This window comes from Flavobacterium sp. ABG (genome assembly GCF_001027725.1).
In the GTDB taxonomy this organism is placed as follows: domain Bacteria; phylum Bacteroidota; class Bacteroidia; order Flavobacteriales; family Flavobacteriaceae; genus Flavobacterium; species Flavobacterium cupriresistens.
In genome coordinates this window covers 43680-60844 of record NZ_LEKS01000019.1, presented here as the reverse complement: position 1 = coordinate 60844, position 17165 = coordinate 43680, and the positions used below count along the sequence as shown (strand labels likewise).

Annotated in this window: 11 protein-coding genes; 9 read left to right on the top strand and 2 right to left on the bottom strand. The window is 38.8% G+C overall.

The genetic code is table 11. The features are described 5' to 3' along the window. The first annotated feature begins 1 nt into the window (after position 1). The 8 genes from AB674_RS17525 to AB674_RS17490 all read left to right on the top strand — a co-directional run bounded on the left by AB674_RS17525 (position 2) and on the right by AB674_RS17490 (position 14301). Entirely contained in the window at positions 2–949 is a 948-nt protein-coding gene (locus tag AB674_RS17525; RefSeq protein WP_047778593.1) for a DUF4157 domain-containing protein, read from the top strand. Between the two features lie 20 nt (positions 950–969). Then, the gene (locus AB674_RS22010; protein WP_053004316.1) at positions 970–3291 is read left to right on the top strand and encodes a DUF4157 domain-containing protein; all 2322 of its coding nucleotides are present in this window, start codon (positions 970–972) and stop codon (positions 3289–3291) included. A gap of 74 nt (positions 3292–3365) precedes the next feature. Further along, complete coding sequence (locus tag AB674_RS17515; protein ID WP_047778568.1) at positions 3366–4472, top strand: hypothetical protein; 1107 nt, start codon at positions 3366–3368, stop codon at positions 4470–4472. Positions 4473–4503: 31 nt separating this feature from the next. Continuing rightward, positions 4504–6927, top strand: coding sequence for a DUF4157 domain-containing protein (locus AB674_RS22005; protein WP_053004315.1), 2424 nt, complete (start codon positions 4504–4506; stop codon positions 6925–6927). A 91-nt stretch (positions 6928–7018) separates the two neighbouring features. Continuing rightward, positions 7019–7372 carry a hypothetical protein gene (locus AB674_RS17505; protein WP_131701556.1) on the top strand — a complete coding sequence of 118 codons (354 nt, stop codon included), beginning with the start codon at positions 7019–7021 and terminating at the stop codon, positions 7370–7372. A gap of 26 nt (positions 7373–7398) precedes the next feature. Continuing rightward, positions 7399–12339 (top strand): DUF4157 domain-containing protein, encoded by a 4941-nt coding sequence (locus tag AB674_RS17500; RefSeq protein WP_047778566.1) that lies wholly within the window; start codon positions 7399–7401, stop codon positions 12337–12339. 70 nt (positions 12340–12409) lie between these two features. Continuing rightward, on the top strand, positions 12410–13000 hold the full coding sequence (locus AB674_RS17495) for a hypothetical protein (RefSeq protein WP_047778565.1): 591 nt from the start codon (positions 12410–12412) through the stop codon (positions 12998–13000). Next, the gene (locus tag AB674_RS17490; RefSeq protein WP_047778564.1) at positions 12997–14301 is read left to right on the top strand and encodes an ATP-binding protein; all 1305 of its coding nucleotides are present in this window, start codon (positions 12997–12999) and stop codon (positions 14299–14301) included. Before AB674_RS17495 ends, AB674_RS17490 begins: the two co-directional genes overlap by 4 nt. Positions 14302–14412: 111 nt before the next feature. Here AB674_RS17490 and AB674_RS17485 read toward each other — a convergent pair whose 3' ends face one another. Next, a complete protein-coding gene (locus tag AB674_RS17485; protein WP_047778563.1) occupies positions 14413–14865 on the bottom strand; it encodes an Lrp/AsnC family transcriptional regulator in 453 nt (150 codons plus the stop codon). 113 nt (positions 14866–14978) lie between these two features. On the opposite strand from AB674_RS17485, the gene AB674_RS17480 reads away from it, so the two are divergent. Continuing rightward, complete coding sequence (locus AB674_RS17480) at positions 14979–15434, top strand: carboxymuconolactone decarboxylase family protein (RefSeq protein ID WP_047778562.1); 456 nt, start codon at positions 14979–14981, stop codon at positions 15432–15434. A 116-nt stretch (positions 15435–15550) separates the two neighbouring features. Here the strand turns inward: AB674_RS17480 and AB674_RS22000 are convergent, their stop codons facing one another. Then, positions 15551–17122, bottom strand: a complete 1572-nt coding sequence (locus tag AB674_RS22000; RefSeq protein ID WP_053004314.1) for a murein L,D-transpeptidase catalytic domain-containing protein — start codon at positions 17120–17122, stop codon at positions 15551–15553. Positions 17123–17165 lie beyond the last annotated feature (43 nt).

Here is a 17165-nt window from a genome sequence, read left to right as displayed (position 1 = left end):
TATGAGAGCATTTGAAAAACGAAAAAAAGACAACCCATCTAACACTACTTTTTTTAGCTCTAAAATTCAAAAAAAGCTAAAAACCGGAAGTGTGGGAGATCAATTTGAAGTAGAAGCGGATCATGTAGCAGATAAGGTGGTGAATAAAAGTTCGGCTGATAGTGGTCTTTTACAATCGAAAGAAGAAGTGCAGCAAAAATCTGTTTCAGAAACGATCTCTTCCGTTCAAAGCAAGGAAATGAAAGAGGAACCTGCACAGAAAAAAGCAGAAGAAAAGGAAGAGCCGGTTCAAAAGAAAGCAGAAGAAAAAGAAGAACCTGTGCAGAAAAAAGCAGAGGAAAAAGAGGAACCGGTACAAAAGAAAGCGGAAGAGAAAGAAGAACCCGTGCAGAAAAAAGCAGAGGAAAAAGAGGAACCGGTACAAAAGAAAGCGGAAGAGAAAGAAGAACCCGTGCAGAAAAAAGCAGAAGAAAAGGAAGAACCGGTACAAAAGAAAGCAGAAGAAAAAGAAGAGCCTGTGCAGAAAAAAGCAGAGGAAAAGGAAGAACCTGTTCAAAAGAAAACAGAAGAGAAAGAAGAACCTGTACAGAAAAAAGCAGAGGAAAAGGAAGAACCGGTACAAAAGAAAGCGGAGGAAAAAGAGGAAAAGAAACCCAAATCCCACGTTGAAAATAATTTAAAAAAAGGAGGCGGAAATCCTCTGGGACGGGAGATCAGACTGGAAATGGAGAATGCTTTTGGAGTCGACTTTAGTGCCATCCGAATCCATACCGACGAAAATGCGGTTACCATGTGCCAGGAAATGGGCGCGCAAGCTTTTACCAATGGTGTGAATATCTATTTTAATAAAGGAAAATACAACCCCAACTCCGGTGAAGGTAAAAAACTATTGGCTCATGAACTGACGCACACCATTCAGCAAGGAGTAACAGGCAAAAAGAAAAAATAAAGTACCAAAACGTAGTTATCATGAGTTCTTTTTCTAAAAAAAATAATTCTCTTTCCAATCGCGCCGTTCCGTCAAAGGAACAGGGGGAAGAGTCTTTTTTTGGAGTTCAGGCAAAACTGAATATCGGGAAATCAAATGATAAATACGAAGTTGAAGCCGATGCCACGGCAGACAAAATAGTTTCAAACAAAGAGAGCAATTCCAAGGGATTCTTTACTCCAACCCAAACTTCTTTAGTTCAAAAACAAGCGGCAAAAGAAGATAATGAAGTCCAAAAAAAGGAAGAAAAGGAAGAGAAAGAACCCATTCAGAGAAGTGCTACGAGTGATACAACTCCTACAAACACTTCCGCTTTAGAAAGTAAACTTCAAAGCAGTAAAGGTGGTGGATCTCCATTAGGAAATGCAGCAAAAAAAGAAATGGAATCGGGCTTTGGAACCGATTTCAGCGATGTAAGGATCCACAACGATGCTACCGCCATTCAAATGAATAGAGAATTGGGGGCACAAGCCTTTGCCAGCGGAAACGACGTTTATTTCAATCAGGGAAAATACAATCCGGAATCACAAAGCGGTAAACACCTGCTTGCTCATGAGCTTACTCATACTTTGCAGCAAGGAGCTAAACCCGATATCCAAAAACAGAATACGCCAAATTTGGACAGTCTGAATGAAATGTTGGATAGTTTTGATGTGCCAGAAGATGAGGTTATATTGATGTGTTCTCAACTTAACGCCTCAGAAAGAGCCATTGTGTTAAGTGACGGCAGTTATAAAAGAAGAATGGCCAGTGCGCTTGATGTAGCAGAAATGACCAGAGCGGTAAACAATTTAGGATTGCCTCTGAATAAAAAACTGGAATGGGTAAAAGAAGCCGCCACTTTTGGAACTTTCTTTATGGCATACAGTGAGATTAAAGATATGATTACTTCCGCAGATCAGCCGCAGAGAGATGCTTTAAAAACCGATACTTGGAAATCCTTTTTTGTTGATGTTTGCACCGATGCCACTATCATCGAGGCTTTAAACGATTTGCAATTTGATCTGATCACTAAATTAACTTGGCTTAAAGCCGAAGTGATCATCACCAGCTGGGAAGTTGATTATGCCATTATAAAACCTTGGATTACACATGCCAATACCACTCAGACCGAAAGAGATTCACTAAAAACAAATGCTACTGTTGGTTTGAATTTCTTTGTTGATATCTGTACCAATACTACCATGGTCGAAGCTTTGAATGATTTGCAATTTGATCTGGTAACCAAATTAACCTGGCTAAATGCCGAAATGTCCGTAACCAGCTGGGAGCTTGATTATGCCACTATAAAACCCTGGATCATTAGCGCCACCCAGGTAGAAAGAGATTCTTTACAAACAAACACCACTGTTGGTATGAATTTCTTTGTTAGTGTCTGTACCAATACCACCATGGTAGAAGCATTAAACGACCTGCAATATGATCTGGTAAATAAATTAACCTGGCTGAACGCCGAAATGATGATAACCCGCTTCGAGCTCGATTATGCCACTATAAAACCATGGATCATACACCCCAATACCTCGCAAGCTCAAAGAGATGCTTTAAAAACAGATCCCTGGAAAGCCTTCTTTGTCACGATATGTACAAATGCCACCATCACTGAAGCGGTAACCGATTTGAATTTCGACGTCCCCACCCAAATGAGTTGGCTGACTGCAGAAGGTCTTGATTTTGTCGCCAGACTCACCTGGCTTATTAATCATACCACAGATTACGATACCATCAGAACTGAAATTATAAGTGTTTCTATCAGTGATAGACAGGCTGCATTGGCCGACGCTTCTATTCGGACTTTAATAAATACAAAACTAACAGCGCCTTTTTCGGTGGGTATTTTCTCCCATCTTCTTTTAGGTTCAATGTACTGGAAAAATCCTGATAACAATGATTTTTTCGCTCACTTTGTAACAAGTGGCGGAAGCGCACCACTACCTCCAACAGCGACAATGAATTGTTGGGAAAGTATTATTTATGCAGCGTTTTTAGCCAATAAAGTAGATGCTGCCTGGATTCAAGCTTTTTACAATACTGCCTCTACTGGACGTGATCCAAATGTACTTATATGGAGTCAATTGGGCTGGAATAGCGCCTTGCCTACCTCTCCGCCTGCAACACCAACTGCAGGACAAATGATTTTTTATACCGAAATTGGTGATCCTTATCCGGGACACGTGGCAATGGCAATCGATGCGACCCATGCCATAAGTCTTTGGTCGCAACCTAAAAACACCTATTTTATACAACGCATAAACATTACAGATCTGACAGGTGTAGTTCAAGTTTCAAACCCTCCATGGTAAAATAATTGAACATGAAAAAGACATTGTTATTATTATTATTTTTAACATTCACTAAATGCAAAAAACCCGTTAACATGAATATTCAAGCCAAAAATGAACTTACTCTTGAAATCGTCTACAGCCAACAGACCGATTCAATTCCGGTTTTGTCAAAAGACAATTCGGGTACACAAAAGAGTATTGAATATTCCCGAATTGACATCCCAAATCCTGCCCTTGCATTTCCAAAAACATATCTCGAACTCTTTGGTTCTCCTGAGCATCTTATTGGGCGATACGCTTCTGAAAACGGCAAAAAAGACAATACTTTCTTCACTCTTTTCAATAACAATTTTAAATATGTTGCTGTTGATTCTGATGTTATCGATCTCTTAATTACGGACACCGGAGATTTTTTAAAATTAACTTTCGACTCGATTACTCTGGAAAGAAAAGACGGAACTAAAATTCAATATCCCCTAAGTGGAATGAAAATTATTCCAGCTGAAAATAAAGCTATTTGGGTTATTGGTTTAAACGATACATGGTTAATCGATGCTGATTTTAAAACTATAAAACGCTTTGAGTGGGCTGGTGGCATCAACACCATTTCATACAACGATAGTCTTATTTGCTTTAATAAATCACGCGATGCCATTCTTTCGCTGGACAAAAACGGTGTAACAAAATCAGAAAAAACAGCCTTGAAGTATGGCTACTTTGAAAATTTAGCAGGCTACTGGGGAAACCAATATATTACTTTGGAAGGCACTACTTTGAGATGGTATGATGGTGCCGAATTAAAAGGAGAAATCGGACTGCAATCGGCCGGAGTTCTGAATAATGGTGAAGCTTTTGTTTCCTATACTAAAGACAAAACCACCTATTTACTATCGAACTCCTTATCAAAAAAATGGGCGCTTCCGGAAAATTTCGACAAACAAATTCTCCCTGTTGTTTTTGAAAAAGAGAATGGTTATTCGGCCTATAATTTATCCAACTATTATGAATTCAGTAAAAATGGAACAACAGCCGAGTCCTTGCATGCTATAAATGAAATGCAATACCAAAAGGGTGTTGCCCCTTACAGATGGATAATTGGACAAAGCCACTATTTTAAAATCGTTAATTACAACCAGTTGATTCTATCAATAGCAGGTCCTAAAGAAATAATTTTGATTGAAATAAAGAGCCCCTTTTAGATTATGGAATAACAAATGAAACGAAAAGTTTATGAGTACCTTTCCAAAAAAGTCAAATTCTAACTCAAAACATTCCCCTTCGACAGTGGAGAGAGGAGAAGAATCCTTTTTTGGTGTACAGGCAAAGCTCAACATTGGGAAATCAAATGATAAATTTGAAGCCGAAGCTGATGCTACAGCCGACAAAGTAGTCTCTAATAAAAAAAATAATTCGAAGGGATTTTTTACTCCACCCCAACCCGCTTTAGTTCAAAAACAAACCGCCAAAGAAGATCAGGAAGTACAGACCAAGGAAGAAAAAGAGCCACTTCAAAAAAGTGCTACAACGGATACCAATCCTACCAATACCTCAGCATTAGAAGGTAAACTTCAAAGTAGCAAAGGCGGTGGTTCTCCGTTGACCAATCAAACAAAAGAAGAAATGGAATCGGGTTTTGGAGCCGATTTCAGCGATGTGAAAATCCACAGTGATTCTAACGCCATTCAAATGAATAAAGAATTGGGATCACAGGCTTTTGCCAGCGGAAACGATGTGTATTTCAATCAGGGAAAATACAATCCCGATTCACAAAGTGGCAAACATTTACTTGCCCATGAGCTTACCCATACTTTACAGCAAGGAGGCAATAAACCCAACATTCAAAAAGAAGATCCACCCAACCATCTGGACAGTCTAAATGAAATGCTGGATAGCTTTAACGTTCCCGAAGATGAGGTGATATTGATGTGCTCTCAACTTGAAGAATCGGAACGAGCAACGGTTTTGGCGGATGGCAGTTATAAAAGACGAATGGCCGATGCCCTTAATGTAGCTGAAATGACCAGTGCCGTCAACAATTTAGGGTGGACTCTGGATAAAAAACTCGAATGGGTAAATGCCGCGGCGACTTTCGGAACTACATTTATGAGCTACAGCGAGATTAAAGGAATGGTAATCGCTGCAGACCAACCCCAAAGAGACGCTTTAAAAACCGATACCTGGAGAAGCTTTTTTGTTGGAGTTTGTGACAATACGACTATGGTGGAAGCCTTAGACGACTTACAATTTGATCTGATCACCAAATTAACCTGGCTAAAGGCAGAAATGACCATAACCAGTATGGAACTCAGTTATTCCACTATAAAACCCTGGATCACACACGCCAATACCACTCCGGCTGAAAGAGATTCCCTAAAAACAAATGCGGATGTAGGTATGAGTTTCTTTGTTGATGTTTGCGACAATACGACCATGGTTGAGGCCTTAGACGACTTACAATTTGATCTGATCACCAAATTAACCTGGCTAAAAGCAGAAATGACCATAACCAGTTGGGAACTCAGTTATTCCACTATAAAACCGTGGATCATTCACACCAATACAACGCAAGCGGAAAGAGATTCCCTAAAAACAAATACGGATTTAGGCATGAGTTTCTTTGTTGATGTTTGTACCAATGCCACAATGGTCGAAGCCTTAGACGACTTGCAATTTGATCTGATCACCAAATTAACCTGGTTACACGCCGAAATGACCATAACCAGTTGGGAACTCCATTATCCCACTATAAAACCGTGGATCATTCACGCCAACACCACGCAAATTGAAAGAGACTCCTTAAAAACAGAGGAATGGAAAGCCTTTTTTGGCAGCGTTTGCACCAACGTAACGATCATCGAGGCCTTAACCGATCTGCAATTTGATTTAAAAACTAAAATCGAATGGACAAGAACAGAGGCCGGTTTAGAAGAAGTCAAACAAATTATCGAACTCGCTACAAAAGCAGATCGTGATTTGGTATGGAATGATGCCGCCTACCTCGCCTCTCTTCGTTCAGAAGTTGGAGACAACTATTATTTATGGGTAATTATTAAGTTAAGAATGCTGTTTGTTGGAAGTATTGCGCATACTTCTGCTGTAGATGCTGACGCCGCAATTCAAACGCATCTGTCTGCTTATGTAGGCGGTGGAGTGGCAGAAGGACGTCAAATTGAAGGATTTGTAGCCGTTGTTGATACCTTAAACTGGAATATTGCCGGAGAGAACCATTATGGCGCATCAGTATGGGCAACAAAAAACGTAAGTGGTTTTGTAGACAGCGAACGCAGGGTATGGATCGAGCAAAATAGCGGTAACCCCGGTACTATGGTACATGAGGGAACACACAAATATTCGACGCGGACATTAATAAACCTCAGTCAACCGCTAAATGAAGGAGTGACCGAATATTTTACCAGAATGGTTTGTAACGCAGCCGGAATAAACATTTCAACAAGAACAAATTATCAGGACAATTGGACTACCGCCACAAAATTAGTCGCATTAGTCGGAGAAGCCGTTGTAGCCGCTGCGTATTTTGATGGGGATACAGATACCTTAGAAAGTACTTTTGTTAGTGCCGGAGGTACAGGCTGGAGTACTTTCCTAAATGAAACTAAAAGTGGAAACTGGACTGCTGCCGATGCGTACTTATAAAAAAATAGGGATTTATTGTCTTGCAAGCCTGGCACTGGCTACTTGTTCCCGAAAAGACAACAGAAATAATAACCAATTAAAAACAACCAACATGTCAGATTATTTAGAGCATGAAAAAACTAAAATAGACCGTTTAATGCATTCCTTTTCGAAGCCTCTCAAAGAGATTCCTCCTACTCCTACAGCCGATGAAGCAGCTGCCGGGTATGCCGTGAGCTATGAGGTGGTTGATGAAAATGTTAGTTGTGTCATCTATATTTATGAAAATCAGCAAAAACATGAGGATGCTCTAAAATACTTTACCAATAACCCGAATGTCAATCTGAAAAATTCATTATTCAGTTCTAACGGACGGCTCTTTTTTTGGGGATATCAAAAAACAGACGATCCAAAAGAACGATATACTTTAAATGCCTTAGCAGCTGCTTTTGCAGGTGAAGAGTAAATAATCACAGCTTAGAATAAAGGTTCATGGGAGCATTTCACCAAAAAGCAAAAGCAAATCCTTCAAACTCGTCCGGACTAAATTCGAGACAGGGCGAGGATTTTTTTGGTGTACAGGCAAAGCTTAACATCGGAAAATCAAATGATAAATTTGAAGCCGAAGCCGACCATGTAGCCGAAAAAGTAATCTCCAATACGCAAAAGAATACAGCACCGGAACCTTTTTTCAGCCCCTCTCCTATTGCTCAGAAAAAACTAAATGACGTACAGAAAAAAGAAGAAACCGAAAATACTCTTTCTGAAAAACCAATAGCTGAGAACATCAGTCCTGTGGGTCAGTTAAAATCGGAAAAAGAAGAAACAGTTCAAAACAAAGTTGAGGTTGCAGCTCCCGAAATAATTCCATCTGTTGAAAGCAATCCTTCCATTTTGCATTTCAATTCAGAAAAAGAAGAAACGATTCTAAACCAAACAGAAGTTGCTGCGCCCGAAACAACAGCAGTAGGAGAAAACAACACTTCTCTTTTTCATTCGAGATCGGAGAAAGAAGAAACTGCTCCAAATAAAACCGAAGTTACAACTCCTGAGGCAACCGCAACTGTCGAAAAAATGCCGACACCAAAGCCATTGATTCAACAAAAGAAAGTCGAAGAAGAAGTTCAATCCAAAGAAGAAGAGGAAACGCAGTCAAAAGAAGAGGAAAATGGACTCCAAATGAGTGCGGGTGCTGATGCAGATCCTACTGATAATTCTGATCTTGAAACCGATTTAAACAATAGCAAAGGTGGTGGTTCTCCGCTTCCGGAAAATGCCAAAACAGAGATGGAATCAGGGTTTGGAGCCGATTTCAGCGATGTAAAAATCCACAATGATTCCAATGCTGTTCAAATGAATCAACAACTGGGATCTCAGGCATTTGCGAACGGGAATGATATTTATTTTAATGAAGGAAAATTCAATCCCGACTCTCTATCCGGAAAACACTTGCTTGCTCACGAACTGACACATACTGTTCAACAAGGTGCATCAGCTCCTGCCGTTCAAAAAAAGGAAGAAGAACCCAACAGTTCATCACCGGAAAATTCAGGAACCGAGAACACCTCGTCTGAGAACACTTCTTCTGAAAACACCTCTTCTGAAGACACTTCAACACAACAAAATCAATCGTCTCAATCCAATAATGGAGGTCCAACTTCTGATAGTACAGCTGCCGATCAAAATACTTCGGGAACCGATTCAACTTCGCAATCGGGTACACCCGCAAATGATACTCAAAACCAATCGGTACCGGGAGCACCCTCAGATTCAACCAACCAGTCAACGACAAATGCAAGCGGAAATGAAGAGGCCAACCAATCAACCACTGCCGGAACAGCAAGCCAAAACAACGAGTCTACCAGCAGTGATTCATCGGGTGGTACCGGTGCAACTTCGTCAGAAACCACCTCAACATCTTCTACCGGTGGTGCAGAAACGGGTGGTGGTTTTGCCAGTTATGATTTGTTTATTGCTTATGTTGAAGAGAAAAAACAAGCCTCTATTACCTATTTCACAAATCAAAAAACAGCACTTACAGACGGAATCAATGAAGAGAAGAGAAAAACCAAAGAGGCTGTTCAAACCGAAATCGACCGATTAAAAGAAACCAAAAGAGCGACTCTTGAAAAAATCAATAAATCCTACGAACAGGCAAGCAATGCTATAAAAGGAAAACGAGACACTGAAATACAACAAGCAAAAGATACCGCCATTGAAGAAATAGCAAGGGTAGATGATGTGATCCTAACCAAAAAAGAGTTACTTACCTCTATCGCCGAAGATAAAGCAAAAAGTGTGACTACTACAGGAACCGAAGAATCTACCAATGCCCTCAAAACTACTTCTGCCAACATTAAGCAGATTGACGCCATTATTCAGCAGAAACAAAGCCAATACAGCGGCAAGGACAATGCCGGCGACATTGTTGAAGCCGCATGGTCCAGCAAGCCTGATACCATTCAGAAAATTCAGGAAGCAGGTGATCTTATTTCTTCCGAAGTCATTTCGCATTCCTTAAAATTAGCCGGCAATTATCGCGAAGATGCGACGAATGTTTGCTCCGAATTCGGTAACAAAAAAGAGGAAGCAATAAAGGCAATCAATGACAAAAAAGACGAAATCATCAAGGCCGTAACCGAATCTGCAGCAAAATCACTCACTTCTCTGGAGGAAGAAACAACCAAGTTAAAAACCGAACTAGGAACCAGCATCACTTCGCAAATTGCCGTACTGGAACTGATCCCGACAAAAATAGATACGGAATTAGACGATATTTTAAAAACCGGAATTTCAAATACTGATAAAAATCAAACAACCACACTGGAAGAGATTGATAAGTTCAAAACCGACATCAGCGAAATTTATTGGTATAACGAAGAAGTGACAGAAGCACAAAATGATTTAGGCAAAGCTATTGACGAACATCATAAAGACGTTGACAAATACATTAAAGACGTCATCAAAAAAGTGTCTGATGTTACAACAGAATTCAAGACTAAATTTATTTCAACTCAGGACACCATTAATACTTCTTTATCTGAAACCGCAAGCGGCTATCAGGAATCTGCCGACAAACTAAAATCAGATACCGTAAAAGAAATTAATGGCAGCGCAAGAGAGGCTGAAACCGATACCAAAACCGTGGCAGATGATTTGGGTTCAGGCTTACAGGAACAAATTGATAAAAGCGAAACCAAATGGAACAGTCAACTTACTGACGACGTCTCTAACATGCACGAAACGGTAAGCAAAGGTCTGGAACAGCAAACAGAAATAGTAAACCAGTTTACCGCCAATCTCGACAGGGAATTCAATCGTTCCAGTTCCTGGTGGGATACGTTCACTGATTTCATATCCGGAATGGCAAGAGGTTTTGTGGAAGGTTTTACCACTTTGATCACTACCATAGGGAAAGCAATGGGAACTTTAATTTTCTGGATCATTGTGATCGTTATTGTCATCATAATCCTCGTCCTGATCTTTAAATTCGGAATTGCTTTGGCTGTTATCCTGAAAGTACTGCTTGTTGTCGGAATTGTTATAGCGGCTCTTTTTGCCATCTATTACATCTACAAGGCGGTCACTACAGAAGGTTTAAGTCCTTACGAAAGAGGACGATTATTCGGAAGAGCTCTTTTTGAAATTGCTTTAGCCCTCGTCGGAGCAGGTGTTTATTCCCGATTAGTTGGCTGGTTGGCACGCATCGCAAGAATCTCGGCAATTGTAGCAAGAGTTGGAGGGCTGGCGCGATTCCTCAGAATTGTCGTTCTGGTGGGAGATGTAAAAGCCTTTATTGCCCTGATCGACAGCATGGCCAATATTGAAAGATTGCTGCTATTAATCGAAAAAATTAAAGACGTTAGCGGGCTGATTAAACTACTGACTAGCGCTGATGATGTAGCTCGAATAATTGAAGCATTACTCGCCGTTGGTAAGGCTGACGAATTACTTAGTATTCTGACCAAAGCAGATGATATTGGCCGGGTTTTAGCCCTTATCGAAAAAGGAATAGTAGCCGGTCATGCCGAAAGCCTGATTACCATAATGGGGAAAGCAAAAGAGCTGGTCAAATTAATTACGATACTGGAACGTTCGGGCGATGATATCGGAAGACTAATAAGAGTACTGAACAAAGCAACTGACCTGGACAAAATGATCATTGCTATCGAACGTGTAGGAGCATCCAATCTCGGAAGATTAATCACCTTAATCGAGACCGCCGACGATACTGCAGCATTGCTTCGAATTGTAACCAAAGCCGCAGATTTTGCCACCTTACTAAGAATAGTAGAAGAAGCGACAGAAGTAAATAAAATAGTAGCACTATTTGACAAAGTTGCCGAATTGGATAAACTGGTTATCGCTTTTGACCGATTTGCAGACACCGATCGCTTATTGGCTGTATTCAACGGCGTAACAGAGTTCGACAAGTTAGTTACCCTACTGGGAAGAAGCACAGCCTTAGATCGTTTGGTTCCTTTTCTGGAAGGATTATCAGATATAAACAAAGCCATACCAAAACTGAATGGTTTAGCCGGTGAATTGGATGATTTTGTGCGATTCCTCGACGAACCGGGAATGACAATTGCCAAACTGGAAAAACTCCTTTTCATGGATAACTTAACGGTAGCCAAATTAAGAAATCTTCTGACTCAGGCCGGCGGTGTTGTAGATGATTTAATAAGGGTTTTAGATGAAGTTAAGGACCTTGATAAAGTAACCAACTTCATCAACCATTTCGGTAATTTTGCTGATCTGCTGACTGTCGTTGACAAAGCAATTGCATCTGGTTTATCACGTGCTACTTCGGGTTCCACTTTTATTCTTGACTTTCTTGAAGCATGTCCGACCCATGGGTTCAAAAAAATTGATAAAATAGTGGATTTCTTTGACAGAGGTCTCGCCAGCAAAACTCCCGGAATTACAAAATGGTATAAAGGATTAGAATATGCAATAAACCTGGCCAATGAGTGCAGAGGGGCATCGAACCTTAATTTTCCAGCCAGAGGAGCCAACGGAATAGGTCAGGTTGGTCAGAAAAGTTTACAAATTGCGGATGGAACATTTGTAACTGTTACCATTGAAAACGCTGATATTTCACATATAGCAGCCGGTCATACCTGGAAATACTTCTATGTAAAATCTTTTGCCAATATTGAGTCGAACGTCAGTATGTTTGATCTTGGAACCGATATGGGACAATTGGAAAATCTGGCCCGAACTCTTTTGAATTCCCCTGAAGTAGAAGCTTTAGTAAAAGGTTTAGCCAGAACCGATGTACGACAAGGAACTTTAGCTTCAGGACATCAGGTATGGGTAAGTCTGGACAACATTAGAGGAATAATGTCTATTTATCCGCAGGGAAGTATCGGTTTTCAAATTGAAGGGAAACTCATGAAAGCTGCAATGGTATTGTACCAAAGTATTTAATTCATCTAAAAAAAACCTATTTTTACTTTATCCCATTTTAATGTAAAAAACTAAAAACAACTAAAATATAATGCTAACATTTTACCTTTATAATCCGGCAGATGATGATAGTTTCGAAGATGATTTCTTGCCTAAAAGCGCAATCAATATCCGAGACTTTCTTGATAATCCCCCGTTCTGGAAACCCAATCTGGAGAAAGTTATTCTTATATTTAACGGGATTTCGATGTCATCAAACGAAGATTTTAATCCTTTCGGCATACTGGAGCATATACTTCCTCAATTAATTGAGTTGAAAAAAAGACTGTTGAATGGAGAATTTGCCTTATTAAGAACCTGCATTTATAGTGAACCTTTATTTTTTATTTTTGAACCTAAAGGCCATTTAACCTGTTTTTCATCATTGGGCCGCTTACCCTCTCCCTACTATTCTTATTATCCGGCAGCCAAATCTCCGAACTTTTTTAAGGAGGTAAACCAACGAAAAGAATTATATGATTTTGTTGAATCAAACAACAAAGGCAATTGGAAAGAAACGTTGACAGGAAATCTCCCTGAAATTAAAGATATTGAATACCTAACCGATCCTTTTATGGCATCGGTTAATGAACAAATAGAATTAGGAAATGAATTAATTGAATTTTTAAGAAAACCATCATGAAAACACTATTTGAGATTCTAAAAAACCAATTCATCTTTCAGCTTGACACTCTTTTTCAGGTAGAAAATCCAGCGGAAAAATTCATCGTCAGAAAACTGGATGCTACGGGATTTGTGAACGAATTCATCATAGAAAATAACCTGTCCGAAACCGATATTCTGTTACTTGCATTGGCATTGGTTCCTAATATTCATCCTGATTTTTTAAGCTCCATCATAGCCGAATACCTACCCAATGGTGGTGAATTACCCGAATTTGGCGGCATAAAAACAAAGAACCACCGCGGGATTTTACCAACAGGTGAAACTGCTCAGTTTTTAATCGCAGGAAACCATCTCGAGGATAGAATCTCCTTTTATAATTACCTGCACAACAAGTCTTTCCTTTATCAAAAAGGAATCATCAAAATAGACTCGGTTAGCAATGGCGAACCCAAACTAAGCGGTTTGCTTGTTTTAGATGATGAATATGTCGAAAAATTCATTACCGGAAAAATCCTGAAACCGCAGCTCAGCAGCATCTTCCCCGCACAATTAATCGAAACTCAATTAGAATGGGGCGACTTGGTACTCAATTCTACTACTTTAAATAACATTAAAGAAATAGAAACCTGGTTGAAATTTAACGACATCATCCTGAACGAATGGAACATGAAATCCAAAATAAAACCGGGATACAGAGTCATGTTTTATGGTGCCCCGGGAACCGGAAAAACGCTCACCGCCTCCCTCCTTGGGAAGTATACTAAAAGAGATGTCTACAGAATTGATTTATCGATGGTAATTTCAAAATACATTGGTGAAACCGAGAAAAACCTTTCCTCACTATTTGACAAAGCCGCCGACAAAGACTGGATCCTTTTCTTTGATGAAGCTGATGCCGTGTTCGGAAAACGAACCAACGTTCGCGATGCCCATGACAAATACGCTAATCAGGAAGTTTCGTATCTGCTGCAACGCATCGAAAACCATCCCGGATTGGTTATTCTGGCTTCGAATTTTAAGGCGAATATTGATACCGCTTTCACCCGCAGATTTCAATCTATAATTGAGTTTGAAGTCCCTTCCTACGGGGAACGCTTGCGTCTTTGGGAAAATAACCTGCCAAGAGGAATTAGAATTTCTGAGGACGTAAACCTAAACGAACTTTCCAAAAAATACGACATTACGGGCGCCAATATTGTAAACATCATTCAATATGCCTGTCTGAAAACACTGGAAGACGAAAACGAAACTATTAACCTCACGCACCTTCTTCAGGGGATAAAAAAAGAGTATGCTAAGGAAGGGAAAATGATGTGATTCAAATACTACTTTATCGAAAACCAAAGTTTTAAGCCCAATATGTCCTGATTTAATTGACAGAACAAGGAGGAAATCTGCTTGCCAAATGCCTAAACATAATGTGTGTTTTTAACTCATCTTACGCTTAAAAAAAGTATCTGCTTTTATTTCTGATAATTGAACTGAAGTCGCAGGAACACCATAAGTGATCAAGCGGTCAATCAAATTTTCGAGATGTAAACTATCCCGCAAAACACATTCCGCAATCAAACAATATTCTCCCGTAACGCGTTTACAATTGAGAATTTCAGGAAACTTTGACAGATCAGTAATGAATATTTTAAACTCATCGTTTTTGAATTTTAAGCTAATAATTACCTTTAATCCGTAGCCTAGTTTTTCAAAATCTATAACTGTACTGAACTGTTTTATCACCCCATTTTCAACCAAATTTAAAACACGTTCTTTCGTTGCCGATTGCGACAAAGCAATTTTTCTTCCGATTTCAGCATAACTCAATCTTGCATTTTCGTTCAGGATTTGAAGAATTTTATAATCAAAATCGTCTAAAGCTATTTTCATTGCATCTTGTTTAAAATAAAATTAATTTAAGCTAAATTAATAAACATTACCATTAAATCCACTTTGACAAAGAAATCAAAACCTTGAACTTTGATTAACTTAAATTTTGAACAATGACAAGAATTAACTTTGCAGAAAATGGAAAAACTTCTTTTGAAAAACTTATCGGACACAATACTCAAATCCTTGAAAAATGGATTGAATTGGAGGAATCTTTTTGGGAAAAAACGTCCTTAGACAACGATTTATTAGAACAAATAAGAAGAGCAATGGCTTTTGAAAATGGTTGTGAATACTGTATGGTAAAAGGAGGAAGACCCAACTTTGATGAAACTAAAATAAAAACTGCAACTGTAACTGCTTTTGTCGAACTGTTTTGTAAAGACCACCAATCCATTTCAAATGTGCATTTTGAAATGCTTAAAGAGTTTTTCTCTGAAAAGGAAATTTCGGAATTGTGTACCTTCATCGCTTTTATCAGTGCTTCACAAAAACTCGGAAAAATTTTCAACTTAACTGAAAATTACCAATTAAATGCAGTGGTACAATTAAAAGACTTAAACTTATAAACGATGCACAACCACTAAGGTTTCGTTAGACTTAAAAAGCCAACGAAAAATCTCTAGCGGACTGTAGTAGTCTTTATTTACTTTTCCTCCATATAAAAACAGCAGATTTTTTAAAACTATGCGTTAATAGTCCATGCAATAATATAGGAGCCATTTTTCAAATTTGCTATAACTTCATCAATGTCAGCAGGATTTACAGCTAAACAACCTTCTGAGCGACCTGCTCTACCAGTTCCTTTATAATTTGGCACCACATAATCTGCTTTGTGAATTACAATCGTTCTTGCTCTTACATTTGAATTTACAGCTTCTTGTCCATCTAGTCTTAATGAGAGTCCATGTTCTCCATTATAGGTCTCTGCTGTTTTATATATCCCCAAACTTGATTGATTAGACCCAATTACATTAGAAAAATTTCTTGCATACAATTCTCCTGAATTCTTTCCGTGGGCAACCAAATAGGATTTGTAATTCTTATTTTTCAAATTAAAGATAAAAAATCTTTTCTCTGAACTTGGTTTATTAAAATCTACTACTGCCCAATAGTTTGCCGTACTTTCGGGATACGAGTCAAATAGTTTTTCAAGTTGCTCCTTCTGTCCTAATTCATTTGCTTTATTTAATGCAATTTCTTTTAGCTCACTCTTTGGTTCAATTGCTGTAATTGGAGCAACTTCGTCCGTTCTGTTTTCAACAAAATTTATCTCATCAGTATTAAATCCATATTTATCAACATACTCTTGTACTTGTTTTAAGAGTTCATTGCAGCTACTATTTATTTCCAACCCTTTTTCGATATCTCCGATATGTTTTACAGGAGCCCAATGATTGGATACATTTCTTAATGCGATAGCAGTAAACTCTATAGAAAATGCAGGACACTCTTTTGATAATTTTTGAAACTCGTAAGCGTCTCCGGTCCCATAATTTTCGGTTTCTTCGGACTTAAACCCTTTTTTGAAATACTCTAAAAAACCATTTGTGTTTGACGATCTGTATGTTTCAAACACTTGTGATAATTTATCTCTTGCAACACTCCTTACATTATAACTAGTTTGAAACAATCCCGCTTCCGTATCATCACCATGATCAAAATTCATGGTAATGTCCCTGCCTGCACAATGTTTTCCGTTACTTTCCATAACACCAAGCCCAAACATAAGAACAAACAGATGCCTTAACCTGTCCTCTTCTCCATTATCATTTTTCATCCCTTTACCAGCAAACACAGTATCAAATCTTTTTAAAGCATCTCTATCACGATCTGAATGAAGTGCTTTTGCCATTTCTTTGACAAGTGGATCTCCATTTTTTAATCTTTTGTATAAAACTGCAAACATAAGTGCCATACCATAATAGTAACCCCAAACAGCCTTCCCTCTATTTTTCCAATCTGTGTTAGTAATATCTTTTCTATCTACGATATCTGTTATCGCAATTTCATGATTATTGTCTTGTCCCACTTTTACTTCTAAATCGAGTTTGGAGAGCGTTGTAGTGTCAATAATTCCTGTATCAGATAAACCAGATGAACTTTGAAATTTTTTAAGCGCCACTGCTGTGCCATTGCCAAAAATACCGTCTACTCCATTAGGGTTAAATCCTAAATCAAGTAGTCTTTTTTGTAGCGTCTCAACATGTATTCCTCTATCCTTATTTTTCGGGATAATTGCTATTTTTTTAGTCATAATATTTAGTATTAAGTTTTTTATACATTTAATTAAACACTTA

What these genes read in the sequence shown, in the direction of transcription:
- AB674_RS17485 (WP_047778563.1), bottom strand. Translation starts at nt 14,865, where the DNA reads ATGAAAATAGCTTTAGACGATTTTGATTATAAAATTCTTCAAATCCTG.
- AB674_RS17500 (WP_047778566.1), top strand. Translation starts at nt 7,399, where the DNA reads ATGGGAGCATTTCACCAAAAAGCAAAAGCAAATCCTTCAAACTCGTCC.
- AB674_RS17490 (WP_047778564.1), top strand. Translation starts at nt 12,997, where the DNA reads ATGAAAACACTATTTGAGATTCTAAAAAACCAATTCATCTTTCAGCTT.
- AB674_RS22010 (WP_053004316.1), top strand. Translation starts at nt 970, where the DNA reads ATGAGTTCTTTTTCTAAAAAAAATAATTCTCTTTCCAATCGCGCCGTT.
- AB674_RS22005 (WP_053004315.1), top strand. Translation starts at nt 4,504, where the DNA reads ATGAGTACCTTTCCAAAAAAGTCAAATTCTAACTCAAAACATTCCCCT.
- AB674_RS17525 (WP_047778593.1), top strand. Translation starts at nt 2, where the DNA reads ATGAGAGCATTTGAAAAACGAAAAAAAGACAACCCATCTAACACTACT.
- AB674_RS17515 (WP_047778568.1), top strand. Translation starts at nt 3,366, where the DNA reads ATGAATATTCAAGCCAAAAATGAACTTACTCTTGAAATCGTCTACAGC.
- AB674_RS17480 (WP_047778562.1), top strand. Translation starts at nt 14,979, where the DNA reads ATGACAAGAATTAACTTTGCAGAAAATGGAAAAACTTCTTTTGAAAAA.
- AB674_RS17495 (WP_047778565.1), top strand. Translation starts at nt 12,410, where the DNA reads ATGCTAACATTTTACCTTTATAATCCGGCAGATGATGATAGTTTCGAA.
- AB674_RS22000 (WP_053004314.1), bottom strand. Translation starts at nt 17,122, where the DNA reads ATGACTAAAAAAATAGCAATTATCCCGAAAAATAAGGATAGAGGAATA.
- AB674_RS17505 (WP_131701556.1), top strand. Translation starts at nt 7,019, where the DNA reads ATGTCAGATTATTTAGAGCATGAAAAAACTAAAATAGACCGTTTAATG.